At 52.7% G+C, this 17011-nt stretch carries 17 protein-coding genes and 1 pseudogene; 11 read left to right on the forward strand and 7 right to left on the reverse strand.

The annotated features are described in order from the left end of the window. The first annotated feature begins 81 nt into the window (after window positions 1–81). Both lysM and AAIR21_RS21825 read left to right on the forward strand, forming a co-directional pair. Window positions 82–531 carry a peptidoglycan-binding protein LysM gene (lysM, locus tag AAIR21_RS21820; protein ID WP_020885103.1) on the forward strand — a complete coding sequence of 150 codons (450 nt, stop codon included), beginning with the start codon at window positions 82–84 and terminating at the stop codon, window positions 529–531. 44 nt (window positions 532–575) lie between these two features. After that, window positions 576–971, forward strand: a complete 396-nt coding sequence (locus tag AAIR21_RS21825) for a YidB family protein (RefSeq protein WP_183516570.1) — start codon at window positions 576–578, stop codon at window positions 969–971. 70 nt (window positions 972–1041) lie between these two features. Here AAIR21_RS21825 and AAIR21_RS21830 read toward each other — a convergent pair whose 3' ends face one another. Beyond that, window positions 1042–1962: an AraC family transcriptional regulator gene (locus AAIR21_RS21830; RefSeq protein ID WP_040016856.1), complete on the reverse strand. Its 921-nt coding sequence runs from the start codon at window positions 1960–1962 to the stop codon at window positions 1042–1044. A gap of 103 nt (window positions 1963–2065) precedes the next feature. Here AAIR21_RS21830 and AAIR21_RS21835 point away from each other — a divergent pair, with 103 nt between their 5' ends. Next, window positions 2066–2899 carry an oxidoreductase gene (locus AAIR21_RS21835; RefSeq protein ID WP_078774915.1) on the forward strand — a complete coding sequence of 278 codons (834 nt, stop codon included), beginning with the start codon at window positions 2066–2068 and terminating at the stop codon, window positions 2897–2899. Between the two features lie 73 nt (window positions 2900–2972). Here the strand turns inward: AAIR21_RS21835 and AAIR21_RS21840 are convergent, their stop codons facing one another. Continuing rightward, window positions 2973–3323, reverse strand: coding sequence for a helix-turn-helix domain-containing protein (locus AAIR21_RS21840; RefSeq protein WP_032670748.1), 351 nt, complete (start codon window positions 3321–3323; stop codon window positions 2973–2975). A 332-nt stretch (window positions 3324–3655) separates the two neighbouring features. Between AAIR21_RS21840 and AAIR21_RS21845 the strand changes: the two genes are divergently transcribed. Together AAIR21_RS21845 and oqxB are read left to right on the forward strand one after the other, a co-directional pair. Then, window positions 3656–4831, forward strand: a complete 1176-nt coding sequence (locus AAIR21_RS21845) for an efflux RND transporter periplasmic adaptor subunit (RefSeq protein ID WP_434682330.1) — start codon at window positions 3656–3658, stop codon at window positions 4829–4831. Window positions 4832–4854: 23 nt separating this feature from the next. Then, a complete protein-coding gene (gene oqxB, locus AAIR21_RS21850; protein ID WP_020885098.1) occupies window positions 4855–8007 on the forward strand; it encodes a multidrug efflux RND transporter permease subunit OqxB in 3153 nt (1050 codons plus the stop codon). A 69-nt stretch (window positions 8008–8076) separates the two neighbouring features. Here oqxB and AAIR21_RS21855 read toward each other — a convergent pair whose 3' ends face one another. Together AAIR21_RS21855 and AAIR21_RS21860 are read right to left on the reverse strand one after the other, a co-directional pair. Next, window positions 8077–8553 (reverse strand): RrF2 family transcriptional regulator, encoded by a 477-nt coding sequence (locus AAIR21_RS21855; protein ID WP_020885097.1) that lies wholly within the window; start codon window positions 8551–8553, stop codon window positions 8077–8079. Window positions 8554–8883: 330 nt separating this feature from the next. Continuing rightward, complete coding sequence (locus AAIR21_RS21860; protein ID WP_025204751.1) at window positions 8884–10263, reverse strand: PLP-dependent aminotransferase family protein; 1380 nt, start codon at window positions 10261–10263, stop codon at window positions 8884–8886. Window positions 10264–10365: 102 nt separating this feature from the next. On the opposite strand from AAIR21_RS21860, the gene AAIR21_RS21865 reads away from it, so the two are divergent. The 4 genes from AAIR21_RS21865 (at window position 10366) to AAIR21_RS21880 (ending at window position 12928) form a co-directional block, all read left to right on the forward strand. Next, a complete protein-coding gene (locus AAIR21_RS21865) occupies window positions 10366–11121 on the forward strand; it encodes an AzlC family ABC transporter permease (protein WP_032677597.1) in 756 nt (251 codons plus the stop codon). Further along, entirely contained in the window at window positions 11114–11413 is a 300-nt protein-coding gene (locus AAIR21_RS21870) for an AzlD family protein (protein ID WP_014168994.1), read from the forward strand. The genes AAIR21_RS21865 and AAIR21_RS21870 overlap by 8 nt, the downstream gene beginning before the upstream one ends. A gap of 117 nt (window positions 11414–11530) precedes the next feature. Beyond that, complete coding sequence (locus AAIR21_RS21875; RefSeq protein WP_047955182.1) at window positions 11531–12013, forward strand: glutathione peroxidase; 483 nt, start codon at window positions 11531–11533, stop codon at window positions 12011–12013. Between the two features lie 171 nt (window positions 12014–12184). After that, the gene (locus AAIR21_RS21880) at window positions 12185–12928 is read left to right on the forward strand and encodes an SDR family oxidoreductase (RefSeq protein ID WP_183516662.1); all 744 of its coding nucleotides are present in this window, start codon (window positions 12185–12187) and stop codon (window positions 12926–12928) included. A 150-nt stretch (window positions 12929–13078) separates the two neighbouring features. Here the strand turns inward: AAIR21_RS21880 and AAIR21_RS21885 are convergent, their stop codons facing one another. Next, a complete protein-coding gene (locus AAIR21_RS21885) occupies window positions 13079–13390 on the reverse strand; it encodes a hypothetical protein (RefSeq protein WP_025204747.1) in 312 nt (103 codons plus the stop codon). A gap of 347 nt (window positions 13391–13737) precedes the next feature. Between AAIR21_RS21885 and AAIR21_RS21890 the strand changes: the two genes are divergently transcribed. Beyond that, entirely contained in the window at window positions 13738–14415 is a 678-nt protein-coding gene (locus tag AAIR21_RS21890) for a DUF1963 domain-containing protein (protein ID WP_183516569.1), read from the forward strand. Window positions 14416–14491: 76 nt separating this feature from the next. Here AAIR21_RS21890 and AAIR21_RS21895 read toward each other — a convergent pair whose 3' ends face one another. After that, on the reverse strand, window positions 14492–14998 hold the full coding sequence (locus AAIR21_RS21895) for an AAA family ATPase (RefSeq protein ID WP_183516568.1): 507 nt from the start codon (window positions 14996–14998) through the stop codon (window positions 14492–14494). Between the two features lie 269 nt (window positions 14999–15267). After that, a pseudogene (locus tag AAIR21_RS21900) lies at window positions 15268–16143 on the reverse strand (LysR family transcriptional regulator). A 128-nt stretch (window positions 16144–16271) separates the two neighbouring features. Between AAIR21_RS21900 and gstA the strand changes: the two are divergent. Then, window positions 16272–16877: a glutathione transferase GstA gene (gene gstA, locus AAIR21_RS21905; protein ID WP_183516567.1), complete on the forward strand. Its 606-nt coding sequence runs from the start codon at window positions 16272–16274 to the stop codon at window positions 16875–16877. Window positions 16878–17011: the final 134 nt, after the last annotated feature.

The following is a 17011-nucleotide window of genomic DNA, read 5'->3' on the forward strand; positions in this document are numbered from 1 at the left end:
GAGCGGAGACACCGCATCGTACATCCTGCAACGGGATCCAATGAAAATGTTCACCATGAAACAGTTATGGAGGTGTGGAAGATGGGATTATTAAGTTTTGTGAAAGAAGCGGGCGAGAAAATCTGGGATGCCGTATCCGGCGGTAGCAAGGAAGATCAGGCCGACAAGCTGAAAAAACATATTGATAGTCTTAACCTGCCTGGTGCCGAAAAGGTCAACATTAATGTCGCGGACGACGGTACGGCGACGGTGACCGGCGACGTGGGCTCCCAGGAAGATAAAGAAAAAATTCTGGTGGCGGTAGGTAACGTCACCGGGATTGGTCAGGTCAATGATAGCGTGACCGTCACCCAAAGCGGGGTGGAAAGCCGCTATTACACGGTGAAATCCGGCGATACCCTGAGCGCCATCTCAAAAGCGATGTATGGCTCTGCCAATGAGTATCAGCGTATTTTTGAAGCCAATAAACCGATGCTGACGCATCCCGACAAAATCTACCCGGGTCAGGTACTGATTATCCCGGCTAAGTAAGCCGTCAATCAGGACGTGTTAGCGATGTTTGTAGGGAGTCTGTGATGGGATTATTAGATCAAATCGGCAGCCTGGCCGGCGGGCAGGGCGGTAAGACGGAGCAACTCCAGGCGATCATGACCTGGATTGAGCAGCAGGGCGGCATTCAGGGGATCCTCGAAAAATTCCGCAATGGCGGCCTGGGCGGCGTTGTCGAGTCGTGGCTTAGCCAGCAGAGTAATCAGTCGGTCAACAGCGAACAGATCACATCGGTGTTTGGATCGCCTGCGCTGCAGGATCTCGGCGCAAAACTGGGCGTGGATTCTCAAACCGCGTCGACGCTGATTGCTGAATACCTGCCTAAAATCGTCGATGGCCTTTCACCGCAGGGCGAAGCCCCGGCCCAGGGCGACCAGATGTCTGCGGGACTTAATCTGCTCAAAGGTAAGTTCCTGAGTTAGTGCAATCCGCAGCGTCATGACGCCGTGTACATACCAGGCCTGAATACAGGCCTGGTATGTAGTATCAGGCTTAATGGGAAGAGACAAATATCGACGCCTGCTGCACAGGCGGAACGGCGAAATTACGCTGCATGCGTTTTATTTCCTCTGCGGGTGGCAAACCAAACAGCCGCTTGAATTCACGATTAAACTGCGACGGACTTTCATAACCGACGGCGTAGCTCGCAGCGGCGGCGGTAATATGCTGACGCACCATCAACATCCTTGCCTGGTGCAGGCGCACCGATTTCACATACTGCATCGGCGGCATACGGGTTATCGCTTTGAAATGGGTGTGAAACGTCGGCACACTCATTCCGGCCTCCATCGCCAGTTGATTAAGCGTTAACGGCTCAGCGTAGGCGGTATGGATGTGCTGCAGTACTTTGCCAATTTTGCCGAACTGCCCCTGTAAGGCCAGCGCGGCGCGCATGGCCTTGCCCTGGGCGCCCGTCAGGACGCGGAAATAGAGCTCTCGCACCCGCGCCGGGCCGAGGATCGCCGCCTCAAGCGGATTGTTCAGTACTTCAAGCAGGCGCAGCACGGCCGTTTTTACCGCGTCGTCCATCGGGCTCGACATCATGCTTTGTGGCGCAGCGGGAGGATGTGGGGCGTGATGCTGCTCAATCTGCAACATCAGTTCAGCGGCAAGCTGAAAATCCAGATGCAGATATATCGCCAGCAAGGGGTGTTCTGCCGATGCGTCGGTTTCCATCACAAACGGCACCGGAACCGACACGGCCAGATAGTGCTGTTCATCATACAGATAGGTCTGCTGACCGAAAAAGCCGCGTTTGCTGCCCTGGCAGACAATTACAATCCCCGGATCGTAAAGCACGGGCGTTCGCGCAAGCGGGCGGTCGGCACGCAAAATTCGCACATCAGGTAACGCCGTCAGGTTGTACCCCTCCTGCACCGCCAGTGCTTTTACTAAGGTAATCATCCCGGACATCACTGCACCTCATAAAATCAGGCAATAAAAAGAGAAGATACGGCCTAAAAATACGGCAGGGCAGAGAATACCATGCAACCTTCACTGTTCATGGGAGTAATTTATGGCATCTGCAAAAACAATCTTAATCACCGGCGTTAGCAGCGGCTTTGGTCGTGCTCTGGCGGAGGAAGCCCTCGCCGCAGGCCATCGGGTCGTGGGGACCGTGCGCACCCCCGAAGCAAAGCAGGCATTCGAGACACTCGATACGCAGCGGGCATTCGGCTGCCTGCTGGATGTCACGGACTATGCGCACATTGATGAAGTGGTTACGCAGAGTGTGTCTACCGTCGGCCCGATTGATGTCCTTGTGAACAATGCCGGTTACGGTCACGAAGGCATACTGGAAGAGTCCTCGCTCGCAGACATGCGCCGCCAGTTTGAGGTGAATGTGTTTGGCGCCGTCGCGATGATCAAAGCCGTGCTGCCGGGCATGCGCCAGCGTCGTCACGGCCATATTCTTAATATCACCTCGATGGGCGGTTTCATCACTCTGCCCGGCATCAGCTATTACTGTGGCAGTAAATTTGCGCTCGAAGGCATATCAGATACGCTGAGCAAAGAGCTTGCTCCGTTCAACATACATGTCACTGCGGTGGCACCGGGCTCGTTTCGCACCGACTGGGCAGGACGCTCGATGGTACGCAGCGCGCGCAGCATCCCGGACTATGACGCGTTATTCGATCCTGTCCGCCAGGCTCGTCAGGAAAAAAGTGGTCAGCAACTCGGCGACCCCGTAAAAGCGGCGCGCGCCATGCTGGCTATCATTGAGAGCCAGAACCCGCCGACGCATTTATTGCTTGGCAGTGATGCTTTGAGTTTAGTGCGGGAAAAGCTTGCACGTTTAGGTGAGGAAATCGATCGCTGGGAAGCGTTAACACGTTCAACGGACGGCTGAGCGGCGAATACGGGGATATGATTACAGGCCGGTTTGCCACCTGCCTGTACGGGTCGCGGCGAAAGCCGCGACACTAGGTTGATTGCTGGCGTTCAGGGCAGACGGTACTGCGACGCCATGCCCCGGGGGCCTGGCCATACTGACGCTTAAAGCTGCGGTTAAAGGACTGCTGGGAGTCAAAGCCCAGCGCGATCGCCACGTTCAGGATCGGTTCATCGCTGTGGGTTAAGCGCTCGACCGATTTTTGCAGCTTTTGTGCACGAATATACTCGGCCAGCGGATACCCGGTATGTTCCTTGAAGATCCGCTGGAGATGCCATTTCGAGTAGCCGGCGCGCCTGGAAACGGTGTTAATGTCCAGGCGGCTTTCAAGGTTGTTGTCGATCCAGTCGAGTAGATCATGAATAAATGCGTCAGTGTTCATGGTTTCCCCCACGCCGCGTTTTAAAAAGCATTTTTGTCTGTTGCATTTAAAGATGACTCGCTCTGACATTAAATGCAAGTTTTATTGTTGCATTTAAATCCTTGCCGAAAACGCGCCTTTTGCCCCTGAGCCAAATAGCACATAAAGTGTATTAATTATTCTTGCACTAAATCTGACGCCTTCCTACAATCGCCGCGATAGTGTATTCGCAACTGTTACAGTTTTGTGGCGATGAACGACACAAATAGTCTCAAGCCAGTCCGGACAAAGGAAGTGGCGCCGCGTCTCCCGCAGCGTCTTGCCCGGCGGCCACCATTACCGGAATAAAAATAATGAGCCTGCAAAAATCCTGGGTTAACGTTCATCTGACGGCGCTGGGAGCGATGTTCCTCTCCATGCTGCTTGTCGGATGCGATGACGGCGTGGCACAAAATGCCGTCCCACAAGCGCCCGCTGTGAGCGCCGCTGACGTGGTAGTGAAATCCATCAGTCAGTGGGATAGCTTTAACGGCCGGATTGAAGCGGTGGAAAGCGTTCAGCTGCGCCCCCGTGTCTCCGGCTACATTGATAAAGTGAATTACACCGACGGCCAGGAAGTGAAAAAGGGCGAGGTGCTGTTCACTATCGATGACAGAACCTATCGCGCTGCGCTGGAACAGGCGCAGGCCACCTTAACGAGAGCCAAAACGCAGGCCAGCCTGGCGCGCAGTGAGGCTAACCGTACCGATAAACTCGTCAATACCAACGTCGTCTCCCGTGAAGAGTGGGAGCAGCGCCGTTCGGCCGCCGCTCAGGCGCAGGCCGACATTCGCGCCGCGCAGGCAGCAGTTGACGCGGCACAACTTAACCTCGATTTCACCAAAGTGACCGCGCCTATTGATGGCCGCGCCAGCCGCGCGCTGATCACCAGCGGTAATCTGGTCACTGCGGGTGACAGTGCCAGCGTCCTCACCACGCTGGTCTCCCTGAAAACGGTTTACGTCTACTTTGACGTGGATGAAGCAACCTACCTTCACTATCAAAATCTTGCCCGCAGCGGGCAGGGCGCGTCCAGTAATCATCTGGCACTCCCGGTTGAGATTGGTCTGGTGGGGGAGGAGGGTTATCCCCATCAGGGCAAGGTGGATTTTCTTGATAATCAGTTAACGCCGAGCACCGGCACCATCCGTATGCGCGCGCTGCTGGATAATGCGCAGCGTCAGTTCACGCCAGGACTGTTTGCCCGCGTACGCCTGCCGGGCAGTGCTGAATTCAAAGCCACGCTTGTCGACGATAAAGCGGTGCTGACCGATCAGGACCGAAAATACGTTTATATCGTTGATAAAGAAGGTAAAGCGCAGCGCCGCGATATCACGCCGGGACGTCTGGCCGCCGGTTTACGTATCGTGCAGCAGGGGCTGAACCCTGGCGATAAAGTCATCGTCGACGGTTTACAAAAAGTGTTTATGCCGGGTATGCCGGTTAACGCGAAAACCGTTCCGATGACCGCCAGCGCCGCGCTTAACTGATCCCTTACCCGAGAATCCGACATATGGACTTTTCCCGCTTTTTTATCGACAGGCCGATTTTCGCCGCAGTACTGTCGATTCTGATTTTCATCACAGGATTAATCGCTATCCCGCTGTTGCCGGTGAGCGAATATCCTGACGTCGTACCGCCAAGCGTGCAGGTGCGTGCGGAGTATCCGGGTGCCAACCCGAAAGTGATTGCAGAAACCGTGGCGACGCCGCTGGAAGAAGCCATCAACGGCGTTGAAAACATGATGTACATGAAATCCGTTGCAGGCTCTGACGGCGTACTGGTAACCACCGTGACGTTCCGCCCGGGTACCGACCCGGATCAGGCGCAGGTTCAGGTGCAAAACCGCGTGTCACAGGCCGAGGCGCGTCTGCCGGAAGATGTACGACGTTTGGGTATTACCACCCAGAAACAATCACCGACGCTGACGCTGGTGGTGCATCTGTTTTCGCCGGGCGGCAAGTACGATTCACTGTATATGCGTAACTACGCCACGCTTAAAGTGAAGGACGAACTGGCGCGTCTGCCGGGCGTGGGTCAGATTCAGATTTTTGGCTCTGGCGAATACGCGATGCGCATCTGGCTGGATCCCGACAAGGTGGCAGCCCGCGGGTTGACGGCCTCGGATGTCGTGACGGCGATGCAGGAGCAAAACGTTCAGGTTTCCGCCGGACAGCTTGGCGCCGAGCCGCTGCCGAAAGAGAGCGATTTCCTGATCTCCATTAACGCCCAGGGGCGTCTGCACACGGAAGAAGAGTTTGGCAATATTATTCTGAAAACGGCGCAAGACGGCTCGCTGGTACGCCTGCGCGACGTGGCGCGTATTGAAATGGGCTCTGGCAGCTATGCGCTGCGTTCCCAGCTCAACAACAAAGACGCGGTCGGGATTGGTATCTTCCAGTCCCCGGGTGCGAACGCCATCGATTTGTCTAACGCCGTGCGCGCGAAAATGAACGAACTGGCCACGCGTTTCCCGGAAGATATGAAATGGGCAGCACCGTACGACCCGACGGTTTTCGTTCGCGATTCCATTCGCGCGGTTGTGCAGACCCTGCTGGAAGCGGTGGTGCTGGTAGTACTGGTGGTGATCCTGTTCCTGCAGACCTGGCGCGCGTCGATTATTCCGCTGATCGCGGTGCCGGTATCGGTTGTGGGGACGTTCAGCATTCTCTACCTGCTTGGCTTCTCACTGAATACCCTGAGTTTGTTCGGGCTGGTGCTGGCTATCGGTATCGTCGTGGATGACGCCATCGTGGTGGTGGAAAACGTCGAGCGAAATATCGAAGAGGGGCTTTCTCCGCTTCAGGCGGCGCATCAGGCGATGCGTGAAGTTTCGGGGCCGATTATCGCGATTGCGCTGGTGCTGTGCGCGGTGTTTGTACCGATGGCGTTCCTCTCCGGGGTAACCGGCCAGTTCTACAAACAGTTTGCGGTGACTATCGCGATTTCGACGGTGATTTCCGCCATCAACTCGCTGACGCTCTCGCCTGCACTGGCAGCGCTGCTGTTAAAACCGCACGGCGCCCCGAAAGACTTCCCGACCCGGCTTATCGATCGTCTGTTCGGCTGGCTGTTCCGTCCGTTTAACCGCTTTTTCCACCGTAGCTCTAATGGTTATCAGGGGCTGGTGGGGAAAACGCTCGGACGCCGTGGCGCGGTGTTTGTTGTTTATGTGCTGCTGCTGTGCGCGGCTGGCGTCATGTTTAAAGCGGTCCCCGGCGGGTTTATACCTACCCAGGATAAGCTGTATTTAATTGGCGGCGTGAAAATGCCGGAAGGTTCTTCACTGGCCCGCACTGATGCGGTGATCCGCAAAATGAGCGAAATCGGGATGAATACCGAAGGCGTGGATTATGCGGTCGCTTTTCCTGGGCTTAACGCGCTGCAGTTCACCAACACGCCGAATACCGGGACGGTCTTCTTTGGTCTGAAACCGTTCGATCAGCGTAAACACACGGCGGCGGAAATTAACGCTGAGATCAATGCCAAAATCGCTCAAATTCAGCAGGGCTTTGGTTTCTCCATTTTGCCACCGCCGATTTTAGGGCTGGGGCAGGGGTCGGGCTATTCGCTGTACATCCAGGATCGCGGTGGTCTGGGCTATGGTGCGCTGCAAAACGCGGTGAACACCATGTCCGGTGCGATTATGCAGACGCCGGGGATGCATTTCCCGATCTCAACCTACCAGGCTAACGTTCCGCAGCTGGATGTACAGGTTGATCGAGATAAGGCGAAAGCGCAGGGCGTGTCGCTGACCGATCTGTTCGGTACGCTGCAAACCTATCTGGGATCGTCTTATGTGAACGATTTTAACCAGTTCGGGCGTACCTGGCGCGTGATGGCGCAGGCCGACGGGCCGTTCCGCGACAGCGTGGAAGACATTGCGAATTTGCGCACCCGTAATAATCAGGGCGAAATGGTGCCAATCGGCAGTATGGTGAATATCAGCACCACCTACGGGCCGGATCCGGTGATCCGTTATAACGGTTATCCGGCGGCGGATCTGATTGGCGATGCCGATCCGCGCATTCTCTCTTCGGCACAGGCGATGACGCAACTGGACGGAATGTCTAAGCAGATCCTGCCGAACGGGATGAATATTGAATGGACGGACCTGAGCTTCCAGCAGGCCACTCAGGGCAACACGGCGCTGATCGTCTTCCCGGTCGCGGTGCTGCTGGCTTTCCTGGTGCTGGCCGCACTGTATGAAAGCTGGACCCTGCCGCTGGCGGTGATCCTGATCGTTCCGATGACGATGCTGTCCGCGCTGTTTGGCGTCTGGCTGACCGGGGGCGATAACAACGTCTTCGTGCAGGTGGGGCTGGTGGTACTCATGGGGCTGGCATGTAAAAACGCGATTCTTATCGTTGAGTTTGCGCGCGAGCTGGAGCTTCAGGGGAAAGGGATTATGGAAGCGGCGCTGGAAGCGTGCCGCCTGCGTTTACGCCCGATTGTGATGACCTCCATCGCCTTTATTGCCGGGACGATTCCGCTGATCCTCGGCCACGGCGCAGGCGCAGAAGTGCGCGGCGTCACCGGGATCACGGTGTTCTCCGGGATGCTGGGCGTGACGCTGTTTGGTCTGTTCCTGACGCCGGTGTTTTACGTGACGCTGCGTAAATTCGTTACGCGCGGCAAACCGGTCAACGACGTTTTACCTGCCTAGGTTTTTACAGGGCACAAAAAAACCGCCTTCTCGTTAAGGCGGTTTTTTTTCGTATCAGGAAGGGCATGACTACGCTTTTTTATGCAGGCCTTCAATTTCAGGCACCGGATCGCACCCGCTGGTATCGGCTTTTTTGACCTTTTCCAGCGCGCTGGCCACGGTATGTTGAGCCAGAACCTCTAACGAAGCCTGCTCCGCTTCATCGGCGATAGATTTAAAGTACCAGCACGCGTTGGCGCTGACGACGCAGCGAGCCGGTACGTCAGGACGCGACGCCCACAGCTTTTTATCTTCTATGACAGAAACATAGATATCACGCAGGGTGATCTTATCCGCCGGACGACCAAGATGAATAGAACCGTTACGGCCAAGGGTTGAGACGATAATGCCGTCACGCGTAAGCGGAACCATTAACTTGCGGATAAAGCTCGGATTTGCTTCCAGTCCGTAGGCCAGAATCGCACTCGTCGAACGTTCACCCGATTGCTCCGCCATCGCTACGCTGAGAACCATCTGCAAAGCTGTCGGGAAGCGGTAATCTAACATTTCTTTGTCCTGGGTTGCGGTGAATCTTGTTCTTTTTGGCACCGCAGAGGTGAATAATCAATAAGTAACAATATAACAAATACGGCAATTTTTTTGAAGCAGACAACGCCTGACCTGGCCCGTAAAAAAGCGTTTACGCTTCGCGTCGAATGGCAGCATAAGACCCATCCATACGCTTTACCGATTGTATAAGCATTGTCTATTTCATCATGGCGACTGATAAAAATATTATGAAAAAATGCTGATCGAATCGCCGCTGATTTTTTGAGCACATAAAGGGAATGACATTACCCTCGTCAGAAGAAACAGGAGTCAGACCTATCCTGTCATTCATACATTAAAAAGCGGGAACGGGTCTGGTTTCTGTTTGAGTTGCCCGGCAATCTCGTTGAGTTTCAAGAGTGCTTGCTTTAACTGGCTGAACTCCGTTCCGCCAATACATAACCTGACGCCGTACTGATCCGACTGTTGACCCACTTCAGTCGAGGCCGGTGCTGTCACTTTGATGCCTGTCGCCAGCGCTGCATTGTAGAAAGAGTGCGCATCATCGCGTGAAAACGGTAACCAGAGATGAAAGCTGGGCAGCCCCGAGCGATAAACGTGCTCTCCTAAAATGTCGATAGCGAGTTGGTAACGACGCCGGGTTTCGTGTTCAATTGCGAGGGTGACGGTTTCTGCTGTGCCATCAATCAGCCATTGCTCCATGATGGAGCTGCTTAGCGGAGAGACCATCATCGCCGTTGCCCTCAGCATGGATTCTGCTCGCGAATACAGCGCCTCCGGTACCAGCAGCCCGCCAATCCGCAATGCTGGATTAAGGATCTTAGATAAACTATTCACATATAAGGTGATATCGGGGGCTATTTTGGCAATCTGTGGCAATTCTGTCGTGCTCATCAGCCGATAAACATCATCCTCAATAATCTTTATGCCCCTTTCCCGACAAACCCGAACCAGTTCCTGACGGCGGGCCAGGCTCATAATGCGTGTGGACGGACTTTGTAAGAGCGGCGTGACATAGACAGCACCGCCTTTTTCCGCATTTTCATCGAGGATCTTTTCCAGAACAGAGACATCCATGCCTTCGTCATCCATCGGGATCCCCACTAATGTGAGCTTCAGTAAATGCGACAGCTGAATCAGCCCTGAATAGGTCTGAGCCTCAACGTACAGTCGGCCAAAAGGTTCACAGACCGTAGACAACGCTACAGAGAGCGCATGCTGAGCACCGTTCGTTAAGATGAGACGCTGGTAATCTGCCGGGACACCCAGACGACTGAACCACTGCGCAAGAAGCCGCCGGTGTTCATCATGGCCCGTTGCCGGGGCGTAAGTGTTAAACATATCCATGTCAGGACGCCGGGCGAGGGTGGTGAGTGTCTTACTCAGTGACCGGGAGGTCAGTGCTGCCGGCGGGGTGTTTTGCGACAGGTCGATGAAGGTTCGGCTTCTGGAATTGGCCAGCGCGACAAACATTCCGCTGCCCTTAACGCTTCGAACCAGACCCCGTCTCTCCAGGATCCCATAGGCTTTCGTTACAGTACCCACCGCGATACCAAGCGTATCTGCCAGTTCACGATGTGCCGGAAGGCGCGCGCCGAGCCTCAGCAGGCCTGAAAGAATATCGTCTGACAACGCCTGGACCAGCCGATCGGTAGGGGAGGAATTGCCTTCTGCAAGACGGGGTTGCCACGGAGAACGTTCGCGCATGAGATAACCGTAAGTGTAATGTGACACTATTTATATTTACTGATAGTGTCACATCTTTTATTCTGGCGCCAGTATTTGAAATAGACGAAATGAGCGAAACGCATGAGTGAACAACGTGTGGATGTCAGTTCTGCCAGACCATTACTGGATAAGAGTGAAACGAAGAAAAAAGAAATCCTTCGTGGCCTGAAAGATGGGTTACCCGTATTACTGGGCGTGATCCCGTTTGCGCTGGTGTTGGGTGCGCAGGCAAGCCATAAGGGGCTCACGCCTCTCGACGTTCCCTTGATGACAGGATTAAATTTTGCCGGCGGGTCTGAATTTGCCGCCATACAAATCTGGACGTCGCCGCCACCTTTTTTACTTATTATGGCCGTAACATTACTGGTAAACAGTCGTCATATTTTAATGGGGGCGACGCTGGTTCCCTTACTTTCTCGTTTTCCAAAACGAAAGGTCTTACCTGCGCTTTTTTTTATGACGGATGAGAGTTGGGCACTCAGTTATAATGACGCGCATTCCAGAAATAACAAAACGGCGCCGCTGTTCAGCATGCCATATTATATGGCGGTCTCTTTATCTTTCTATACGATGTGGGTTTTCTGTACCGCACTCGGCGCGTTAATTGGCCCGGTGCTGGGCGATGTTCACCAGTATGGTTTTGATATGGCCTTTCCGGCGGTCTTTCTTGTGCTGGTCAGAGGCATGTGGAATGGCATTCGTAAAGCTGTGCCCTGGATAATCAGTCTGGTCGTCTCCGTGGCGGTATGTCATTTTATTGCCGGCCTGTGGTACGTCATTGCTGGCCCTTTAGCAGGATTAGCCGTTGCCGCATTTTTAGGGGGAGAGGATGCCTGATTATCAGACCTTCATCGCCATCGTATTAATGGCACTCACCACGTATGCAACGCGTGTGACCGCTTATCTTATATTACGAAACCGGGTGCTTACGCCCAGGGCGATGACGGTACTTAAATCCTCTCCCGGTTGTGTCATGCTGGCTTTCATTGCGCCTTTTTTTGCCTCCGGAAATCCCGCAGATCTGATCGCGTTAGGGTTAACGTTGGTTGTTGCAATGCGCTTTTCAATGCCGGTGACGGTGATCTCCGGCGTGATGTTTGCCTTTATACTTCGCTATTATTTAGGGTAAGTTTCCAGACCTGCCGCGCAACCAGAAACAGAACCGACTTCTTAGGTCCCTTTCCCCGCCGCTGTGCGCGACGTGGTAATGTTGGCGTCGAACAGGTTCTGCGTTGAGGATCCCGCTATGACCACGTTTTATCAACTGACAGCCACCCGTCTGGATGGACAGCCTGTCGCTATGCTCGACTTCGCTGGCAAGGTGGTGCTGGTCGTGAATACCGCCAGCCAATGTGGCTTCACGCCACAATACGGCGGCCTTGAGGCGCTTTATAAGAAATACGCCGCCCAGGGGCTGGTGGTGCTTGGGTTCCCCTGCAACCAGTTCGGTAAACAGGAGCCCGGCGATGCCGACGACATCGCCAGGACCTGTCACGTTCATTACGGTGTGAGCTTCCCGATATTCGAGAAGATCGAGGTCAACGGAGCCGCAGCGCATCCGGTGTTTCGCTATCTGAAAAACGAATTGCCCGGCGTGCTGGGGGGACGAATCAAGTGGAACTTCACCAAGTTCCTGATCGGACGCGACGGTAAACCGCTCAAGCGTTTTGCGCCGATCACCACCCCCGAGAAAATGGAAGCCGCAATCCTTACTGCGCTTGAACGCTAAGTATTGTGGTCATGATGGCCTGAACTCAGGAGGGTATTCATTGCAGGGGGCGTTTATCGCGCATCGCAGACGCCATGCCCGCATCTAAAATAGCACTCACGGAAAGATGTCACTCCCTCTCCTCATGCTATATCTCCATAAACATACCCATTAATGAAAGGACGTATGGAGATGCTGAGAGGCAAAAGAGCGGTTATTACGGGTGGGGGCAGGGGATTTGGTCAGGCGCTGTGCGTATGGCTGGCGCGGGAAGGCGTTGAGGTAGAATTTTGCGCGCGGCGGGCTGATGATATTCAACAAACCTGCAGTCTTATCACTGCTGAAGGCGGTATGGCAAAAGGGTATATCTGTGATTTAACCCGGGCTGAATCCCTTTCTGCGTTTTCTTCACAGCTATTAACTTCAGACAAGCCCATAGATATTTTAATTCTCAATGCTGCCCAATGGTTGTCAGGAACGTTAGACGACCAGCCTGATACCGACATTATTAATACCGTCAGTTCCGGCCTGACAGCGTCGATTCTTCTGACGCAGGCTCTGTTGCCTGGGTTAAGACGTTCAGACAGTGCTGATATCGTCTCAATTATCTCTTCCTGCGGGATCCCGAACTTCACGGATTCAATTGCGCACCCCGCTTTTTTCGCCAGCAAACATGGGCTCAGCGGATTTACAACAAAACTCGCACAGCAATTGTCCAAAGAAAATATACGGGTTACCGGACTGTATCCTCCTGATTTCGAACTTACAGGGTTAGATTCGAGTGTCGATAGCCAATGCAGAATGGGAGAGCGGCTCTTGAACGGGCGATCGGTCTGGGAAGCGATTCGTTTTGTGTTGGTTCAACCGCGTAGTTGCCATATAAGTAGCCTCTACTTTCAAGGTCCAACCCGCGAAGACCTGAGTGATAGGGTCTAAATCGGGTGATGTTAAACAGAACAGTCTTCGCACGGAGCAGCATGTTGATACCAAATGAAACAGGCTGCTCTGTGCCCTAAATGGATGCGTTGAGTCAATATGGGGGTTATGACAATTCAGGGATAGCGACAGGATACCCGGAAGATGACATTAAAGGGGTGAAATTGCCTCAACAACATGCTGGAAAACGTAAGGGTCAGAAAGTAGCTTAAATTCTTCATCATCCGGGTAAGTGACCGCCACATGATAGTTTTCTCCAGCAAATGCCTTCACTGACTGCAGATCCTGCCAGTAAGTTGCCAGAAAGAAATGCTCCCAACTCCCCTGCGTTTCTCTGCGAACGAACGCGCCTTTGTTCCCCGATATGCTCCTGGAATGCTCTACCCCTGTTTTTTCAAGGTGTTTTGCAAAACCTTCCGCATGTTCAAGCGGAACACATCCATGCCAGGTCCTTACAATCATTAGTGTTCTCTCTTTAGGGATGGTGAGGGTATAACCATATCATCAGAAAGCACCTCATGGTGTGATTAACGAAGAACGCTATCTCGCACTTCGATTTATCGGACATTCTTCACCTTGCTTCAGACTGAATCTCATGACCACGATAAATTTAGGTCACTTCCGTTTTTTGCTCGTCGCTGATCGTACGGCTCTTATGTCGGTCCGTGTTGTGCAAGAAGCGGACCTCCGTTACTCTTCTGACGAGGAAGCACAGAAATATTTAGGTCTGTTGGGTAATAATTACGATATATAATAAAAACTTCTCTATTTCAGAATCCAAGAGTATGGGCATACGCAAGGATGCAATTATGAAATCCAAGAGTGCGTTAGTTTTAGAAGAACTCAGATCCAAATTACGTACTGCATCTGTGGCACAAGTCGGTGGTTTCCGCCCTACAGCAGACCCAATTACATCCTGGTTTTTAAAAGGAGTCGCTCTTCCAGGTGAAGGGTTGCCAGTTTGGAAGGGGCAGCCGATGTTTCCGCTTCTCCAGATTCGCGTAGATGAGCTTCCCGTGATTCCTGAACAACTGAAGGGGATCGCGCTCTTAGTGCTTTACCATAATATGGAAAGCCATCCATTTGATAAACCTCATGGCGAGGGGTGGCTAATACGAGAATACGCCACCCTTGATGGGCTTGAGTTATTGCCTGCAATTAACACTCCATATCGCGCATTTCCGGTTCGGTGGATGAGTGTCAATGATGATGCTCCGGGATGGGAGGATGCTTGGGATATTATCGACTTGTCTGACGTAAACGATGATGAGGATGCAATTGATAGATTCTATGATGGTTTTAACCGGTACAGGGGAACCAAGGTTGGAGGATATCCAATGGAGATACAACATGGTGTGGGGATTCAAGATTTTGTCTTTCAAGTGGGGTCAGAAGAAAAAGTAAACTGGATGTGGGCGGACAATGGTATCGGCTACTTTCACAAATCCCCAGAGGGACTTTGGACGTTTTCATGTCAGTTTTACTAGAAACTCAACGTCCTCTCATCGCTCAAAGCGGACCTTGCGGCTCGTATGCTGGTCCGCTTTGTGCAGAAAGGTAAATTCAGCTGTATTCAATAATATCAAACCCTTCATCAGCCGTTGGCTCTGCGAAAAAGCGCGTTATGGTTTCAAATTGTTGATCTGAGGCTGTAAATTCATGCATTCCTTCTGCATTACGGGCGCGCAAGCGGGATTTACATACTTCATCAGTAACTTTCAGATAATGCAGCCTGTTACTGGCACCTGACTCCTTAATGATGCTCATCATCCATTCACGATTGGTTTGTGTGTTTGCCGGAAAATCCAGAACTACGGATAAACCCGCTTTGAGTAGCGACACCAGATGAGGCTTCATAGCGTTTCTGAGTCTTGAGGAATACTGCACATAATCAGCTATAGATTGCATTTCATTGGCAAAGAGGGCAGCCAGCCAATAATCTTCACTGACAATTATGGTGCCGGGTAATGCACCTAACTTTGCTGACAATGTGGATTTGCCTGATGCAATTTTCCCACATAACAAGTGCAAAGTGGGTTTTTCTGACGTTGTGGCTGTAGCGATATCCATTATTTACCTCACGGGATTGTTACCGGTAAGGCCCGCCTTACCGGCGGGAAAATGGCGAACGTTATCCCACCTGAGTCAGACAGGTGATAATAATCATTGAATGGAATAGGACAGAGTGTGTTTTCATTGTCATTCAAGTTAACAGGGCCTGAATGCAAAATCAGCAATTTTTTTCCCTTATATACTGAATGTCCACTCCAGTGAGTTTGGCCGCTTTGTGCCAGAAGCGGACATTTAACAAGGCGCTGAATTGAATAACACCAGCTGGCTCATCTTCGCTTACGTAGCGCATTAAGTAGCGTCTGCGTTGCATCAGAAGACGCTCCAGATGACGAACAAACCAGCCCAAATTCCCGGTGTATAGCAGGCGTCAAAGGCACCACGCACAGGTTGCGCAGCGTCTCCGGCAGGGCTGATTCAGGTACAAGGGCGACGCCCATCTCTTCCCCGACTAGCTTACAGGCGCTAATCCAGTCGCGTACTGTCACGCGTATATCAGAAAGTTGCAAACCAGCCATTTCCATCAGGCTTTTTCCGTTAATGACACATCCGCCTGTGGCCAGAATAAAGGGCTGGTCTGCCAGCGCCTTTAGCGTTATGCCATAAGCCCTGGCATGATGTGCCAGCTGATGTTTAGCTGGTATTACCGCGACCCATGCATCCTGTCCTAATATAACCTCTGCACGCCCGGGACCGGGATTCATGACCACCCCAAGTTCTACGGTATCGGCGGCAAGTCACTCCTCGACTTCCTCGTCCGAGCCTTCCAGGACAACGATTTCAATACCCGGATGCAGGCGCTTAACGTCGCGCAGAAGCCCTGGCAACAATGTGGACGTCACTGAGGGAAAACTGGCCAGGCGAATGCGCCCCCGGTGTAAGTCTCGGCTCTTATCAGTCAGTATGCGGATGGCATTCAGCTGCGAAAGCATGTTTCGTGCATTTTCAATAACCTGCTCACCCAGCGCGGTAATACCGATATACCGTCGCTCACGCGTAAATACCGGGAATCCAAGCGAAGCTTCGAGCTGGGCGATGGCCTGGCTGGCACCTGACTGAGTCATTCCTATCTCTTCTGCGGCGCGCGAGATGTTGCCGGCATCCGCGACGGCCACCAGCAGGCGCCAGTGTAAAAGATTCATCATGATTATCAGTAGCTCAGCTAATAGTTAAATTCTATATCATTAATTTTACAGCGAAATACGCGTCAAATACAGTGAGTTCAGAATTGCTTCGAATTTCTCGATGGCTTTACACATTTAACGGAGACAACATGAAACTCTATTACGCCCCGGATACCTGTTCGTTATCACCGCACATTGTGCTGCGTGAAATGGAAATTGAATTTGAACTGGTGAAGGTTAACAACAAAAGCAAGCTTACTGCTGATGGTCGCGACTTCCGCACCATTAACCCTAAAGGTTATGTCGCTGCACTTGAATTGGATAATGGGCAGATACTCACTGAGGGGCCAGCCATAGTGCAGTACCTCGCCGATCTTAAACCAGAATATGGCCTGGCACCGCGCGCGGACAGTTGGGCTCGGGTGCGTCTGCAGGAATGGCTTAACTTTATCACTAGTGAAATACACGCTGGCTCGGCACCGCTGTTCAACCCCGCGCTGCCTGAGGACATCAAAGCGATTTTTCAGGATAAGCTCTTCCGACAGTTCGATTTACTCCAGGCGAGGCTCGACGAAAACACCTATCTGACTGGCTCATCCTTCAGCGTAGCGGATGCCTACCTTTTTACTGTACTGGGTTGGTGTAAATTCTTCTCAATCCAACTGGAACGCTGGCCAGCGCTACCGGCGTACATGGAAAAAATAAATGCCCGACCTGCTGTACAGGCTGCATTACTGGCTGAAGTGTCTCAGTAGGGTAGGTAATCGCTTATTGCTGGACACAACATGTTGAGTGTCTGCAAAGAGGTCGTCTGCCCTTTGTTCTACGCGGGCCTGAAGTTGCGCGTAGCGTTCTGCTCTTTAGCATGAGCAGATGCTGAAACCCATTC

It is taken from the genome of Enterobacter sp. PTB (assembly GCF_051130085.1).
Classification (GTDB): Bacteria; Pseudomonadota; Gammaproteobacteria; order Enterobacterales; family Enterobacteriaceae; genus Enterobacter; species Enterobacter ludwigii.

Coding starts and splice junctions, on each gene's coding strand:
- AAIR21_RS21845 (WP_434682330.1), top strand. CDS start 3,656: ATGAGCCTGCAAAAATCCTGGGTTAACGTTCATCTGACGGCGCTGGGA.
- AAIR21_RS21875 (WP_047955182.1), top strand. CDS start 11,531: ATGACCACGTTTTATCAACTGACAGCCACCCGTCTGGATGGACAGCCT.
- AAIR21_RS21865 (WP_032677597.1), top strand. CDS start 10,366: ATGAGTGAACAACGTGTGGATGTCAGTTCTGCCAGACCATTACTGGAT.
- lysM (WP_020885103.1), top strand. CDS start 82: ATGGGATTATTAAGTTTTGTGAAAGAAGCGGGCGAGAAAATCTGGGAT.
- AAIR21_RS21860 (WP_025204751.1), bottom strand. CDS start 10,263: ATGCGCGAACGTTCTCCGTGGCAACCCCGTCTTGCAGAAGGCAATTCC.
- oqxB (WP_020885098.1), top strand. CDS start 4,855: ATGGACTTTTCCCGCTTTTTTATCGACAGGCCGATTTTCGCCGCAGTA.
- AAIR21_RS21840 (WP_032670748.1), bottom strand. CDS start 3,323: ATGAACACTGACGCATTTATTCATGATCTACTCGACTGGATCGACAAC.
- AAIR21_RS21835 (WP_078774915.1), top strand. CDS start 2,066: ATGGCATCTGCAAAAACAATCTTAATCACCGGCGTTAGCAGCGGCTTT.
- AAIR21_RS21830 (WP_040016856.1), bottom strand. CDS start 1,962: ATGTCCGGGATGATTACCTTAGTAAAAGCACTGGCGGTGCAGGAGGGG.
- AAIR21_RS21855 (WP_020885097.1), bottom strand. CDS start 8,553: ATGTTAGATTACCGCTTCCCGACAGCTTTGCAGATGGTTCTCAGCGTA.
- gstA (WP_183516567.1), top strand. CDS start 16,272: ATGAAACTCTATTACGCCCCGGATACCTGTTCGTTATCACCGCACATT.
- AAIR21_RS21880 (WP_183516662.1), top strand. CDS start 12,185: ATGCTGAGAGGCAAAAGAGCGGTTATTACGGGTGGGGGCAGGGGATTT.
- AAIR21_RS21870 (WP_014168994.1), top strand. CDS start 11,114: ATGCCTGATTATCAGACCTTCATCGCCATCGTATTAATGGCACTCACC.
- AAIR21_RS21895 (WP_183516568.1), bottom strand. CDS start 14,998: ATGGATATCGCTACAGCCACAACGTCAGAAAAACCCACTTTGCACTTG.
- AAIR21_RS21825 (WP_183516570.1), top strand. CDS start 576: ATGGGATTATTAGATCAAATCGGCAGCCTGGCCGGCGGGCAGGGCGGT.
- AAIR21_RS21890 (WP_183516569.1), top strand. CDS start 13,738: ATGAAATCCAAGAGTGCGTTAGTTTTAGAAGAACTCAGATCCAAATTA.
- AAIR21_RS21885 (WP_025204747.1), bottom strand. CDS start 13,390: ATGATTGTAAGGACCTGGCATGGATGTGTTCCGCTTGAACATGCGGAA.